Below are 3,870 nucleotides of genomic sequence, written 5' to 3' on the forward strand. Positions count from 1 at the left end.
CACCTCATATCCGCCGTACAAGTGCCTCGACCGCCGATCGGATCGGCGGGCTGCAGCTTATGTCAAAGGCCATTGTCAGCAATCATGAGAGTGGGTATAAGGGATGCAGACGACCTTGACCGCGTCGTAGCCTGCTTGCGTCACGATGCGTCCGCGTTCCACGATCGCGTCCGCGGATCCGGTCTCATAGACCGCTTTCATGTCTCCGAGGCCAAGATGCGTGTAGGTGCGCAGATAGTCGCGGACCTGGCCGCCCAGAAGGCGCCAGACGGGGACGCCCAATGATTTGCCCAGGATGTCCCAGAGCGCGATCTCAATGCCGCTGACGGCAGACATTCCCTCGACGCCAAGACGCCAAAATCCGTGGCGCGTAAGTATCTGGTAGCACTGCTCCACGTTGCGCGGATCTTGCCCGATGAGCAGTGCCTCAAGGTCCTGAAGCGCTCCAACGACGGCTCGGGTCTTCCATTCCAGTGTTGCCTCACCCCAGCCAAACAGTCCGGGCTCGTCGGTTTCGACCCGAACGAAGACCCAGTTGCGCATTTCCGCATTGCAGACGCGCGCCTTGATGGCCGTGATTTTCATTGGTCCTCCCGACCTGCCGTCTTTTTTCACGGCAATATGTATGATTTATTATGGATAATATGGACGAGTCAAGCGCAACGTCAATGTGGACAGCAGCGTCAGGAAAACTGGCCCTTGGGAGTGTCGCGCCGATGCCACCGGCTAACGCGGTGCGACGCGCAGCCCGGCGGCATCGAAGAGATGCATGCGCTCCGGCGGCAGAGCGAGGCTGATCGGCGGGCCTTGCGTTTCAACGCCCTGCTGCTTGAGAACGGCGATCAGCTTGCTGTCGCCAGCGATGGTGGCGTGGACAACGGTTTCCGGTCCCAACGCCTCGGCAAGCGTTACCCGCGCTTCCACCGATCCCTTGCTGCCGTCGGAAAGTTCGATGTCGTGTGGCCGGATGCCAAGCGTCGCGTCGTCTCCCGGTTTCAGCGCGACCCCGTCAGCCGCGACCGAGGCCGACAGCCCGCCCGGACCTTCGACATGCACTTCGGCGGCGTTTACCGAACGCACCTTCACCGGCAGCAGGTTCATCCGCGGCGCGCCGATGAAGCCGGCGACGAACAGGTTGGCCGGCGCGTTGTAGAGATCGAGCGGCCGGCCGACCTGCTCGATCCGCCCCGAGCGCATTACCACGATGCGGTCCGCCAGCGTCATCGCTTCGATCTGGTCATGGGTGACGTAGATCATCGTGGTTGCCAGCCGCTTGTGCAGGGCCGCCAGTTCAGCGCGCATGCTGATTCGCAGTTCGGCATCGAGGTTGGACAGCGGTTCATCGAGTAGAAAGGCGGTCGGATTGCGCACCACCGCACGGCCGATCGCCACGCGCTGCTTCTGGCCGCCCGACAATTGACCGGGCCGGCGGTCGAGATAGGGAGCAATTTCCAGCATGCGCGTCGCCTCCGTGATCCGCGCGTCGATCTCGGCTTTCGGCATACGGATGTTTTCGAGCCCGAAGGCGAGGTTCTGGCGCACACTCATGTGCGGGTAGAGCGCATAAGACTGGAACACCATCGCCAGACCGCGCTGCGCGGCCGAAACATTGGTGACGTCGACCCCGTCGATCTCGATCTTGCCATCGGTCGGCCGATCGAGCCCGGCAATCAACCGCAGCAGCGTGGACTTGCCGCAACCCGACGGGCCGACGAGGACCAACATCTCGCCGTCGCCGACGTCGAGATTGATGCCGTGCAAGATCTTCATCTTGCCGAAAGCGCGATCGATGTTGGTCAGCGTTATCCGTCCCATGGCGTCCTCACTTCAGCCCGGTGCCGGCAATGCCGGAAGTGATGTAACGCTGCAGGAAGACGAAGACGAGGACGACGGGAATCATCGTCACCACGGTCATCGCCAGGATGTAGTGCCACTGCACGTTGAGCTGGCCGGCATAGGTATTGAGGCCGACCTGGAGTGTGTAGAGCTCCTTGCGCGACAGCACCACCAGCGGCCACAGAAAGTCGTTCCAGCGCCAGACGACCGAGAAGATCGCCAGCACCGCGAGCGCCGGTGCTGCAAGCGGCAACACGATGCGCCAGTAGATCTGCCATTCGGAAGCGTTGTCCATGCGCGCCGCATCGAGCAGCTCATCCGGAATGGTCAGCATGTATTGGCGCAGCAGGAAGACGCCGGTCGGCGTCGCTACGGTCGGCAAGATCACGCCCCAGAGCGAATCGAGCAGCCCGACGGCGCCCACCACCGAATAGAGCGGCACCAGGATTACCGACAGCGGCACCATCAGCGTACCGACGATCACAAGCATCGTCAGATCGCGGCCGCGGAACTTGTATTTCGACAAAGCGAAGGCGGCCATCGAATTGGTGAGCAGCGTGATCAGCGTCGCCATAGCGGTTACAAAAACCGAATTGCGCAGACAGCGCAGGAAGTCGAAATGGACGAAGGGCCCGGTGTAGTTCTCCGTCGCGAAGCCGATTTCGCGCACCGGCTGCCGGTCGGCGATGTTGACCTTCACGATATCGTTCGGCGCCTGTGGGTCCACCATCTGCGCCACGATGCCGATGCGGCGCACCTCGGCCAGCACCTTGGTCGAACCATCCGGCAGCTTCACTCTGTAGAGGGTCAGCGGCTTGTCGTAGCCTTCGACCCTCGCCTGGTGGCTGACATAAGGCATTATGGTCGGCGGGAACTCGGCGAGCTGTGCCGGTGTCTTGAACGACGAACCCACCAGCCAGACGGCCGGACCGAACATGATGACAACGCCGCCGAGCAGCCACAACCAGCTCACGATATCCGTCCAGTGCCAGCCGCGACCGCCGCGCCGGCGGGTCAGGAATGTCATGACCCCGCTCATTCGCGCGCCTCTTTCCGCTCACCCCGGCGTCCGACCTGCAGCTGAAGCAAGGTGAGCACGACCAGCACCAACCCCATCAGGATCGAAGCCGCCGAAGCCAGCCCCGGATTGCGCAGCAGGGAGGCGAAGCCGATCTCATAGATGTACTGCGTGATATAGAGGGTCGAGGTTCCTGGCCCTCCACCCGTCAGCACATAGACTTCGTCGAAGATCTGCACGGCGCGGATCAGCGCCAGCACGATGACGACAAGCAGGTTCGGCATCAGCAGCGGCAGCGTGATGCGCCAGAACACCCGCGCCGGCTTCGTGCCGTCCATCTCGGCCGCCTCGTAAAGGTCGCGCGGGATCGCCTGCAATCCGGCAAGCAGGATGAGCGTATAGAAGCCCATATGTGCCCAGACCGAAACCCCGACGGCGGCGGTGAAAGCCCAGAAACGGTCGGTCAGCCAGTTGTGCGGCTCGCCGCCCAGATCATGGACGATCAGGTTCAGCAGGCCCTGGCGTTGCAGGATCCAGCGCCAGATCAGGCCGGTGACGACGGGCGACAGCAGCACCGGAAAGAAGAACACCGCGCGCCAGAAACTGCGCCCCACGATCTCGCGGTTGAGGATCAGCGCGGTCGCCATCGACACGACCGTCATCAGCGCCACCTGCACGACGACGAACACGCCCGTATTGTGCACGGCCTTCCAGAAGAGATCCTCGTGGCAAGTGGCAGTATCCAGGTAGCTGCCGCAATCGAGCAGGCGCCGATATTGCTCCAGCCCCACATAGGTTCGGTCCTGCAGGAAGTAGGCCGTTCCTGACGTGGCCGAATAGAAGAAGTTGATGACCAGCGGCACCAGCACGAAAATGCCGAAGATCGCCATGTTTGGGGCGAGGAAGAAGGCGGCCATGCCGCCGGTGCCCGTCGCGCGCTGCCAGAACTTGAGCGGCACGTTGACGATCGACGCCAGCCAGACGACCGGCGCCCCCCGCGCCGGGCCCGGGCCGGG

Annotated in this window: 4 protein-coding genes; all 4 read right to left on the bottom strand. The window is 62.8% G+C overall.

The window, feature by feature from the left end:
- Positions 1-75: 75 nt before the first annotated feature.
- Positions 76-585: an enolase-like domain-containing protein gene (locus NKJ08_RS38135; RefSeq protein ID WP_352786314.1), complete on the bottom strand. Its 510-nt coding sequence runs from the start codon at positions 583-585 to the stop codon at positions 76-78.
- Between the two features lie 141 nt (positions 586-726).
- Positions 727-1,815 (bottom strand): ABC transporter ATP-binding protein, encoded by a 1,089-nt coding sequence (locus tag NKJ08_RS38140; protein ID WP_352527022.1) that lies wholly within the window; start codon positions 1,813-1,815, stop codon positions 727-729.
- 7 nt (positions 1,816-1,822) lie between these two features.
- Positions 1,823-2,875 carry a carbohydrate ABC transporter permease gene (locus tag NKJ08_RS38145; RefSeq protein WP_352786316.1) on the bottom strand — a complete coding sequence of 351 codons (1,053 nt, stop codon included), beginning with the start codon at positions 2,873-2,875 and terminating at the stop codon, positions 1,823-1,825.
- A partial coding sequence (locus NKJ08_RS38150) for a carbohydrate ABC transporter permease (protein WP_502906392.1) occupies positions 2,872-3,870 on the bottom strand: 999 nt, incomplete at its 5' end. The genes NKJ08_RS38145 and NKJ08_RS38150, both read right to left, overlap by 4 nt.

Origin of the sequence: Mesorhizobium sp. M0244 (assembly GCF_040321795.1) — a bacterium.
GTDB lineage: Bacteria > Pseudomonadota > Alphaproteobacteria > Rhizobiales > Rhizobiaceae > Mesorhizobium.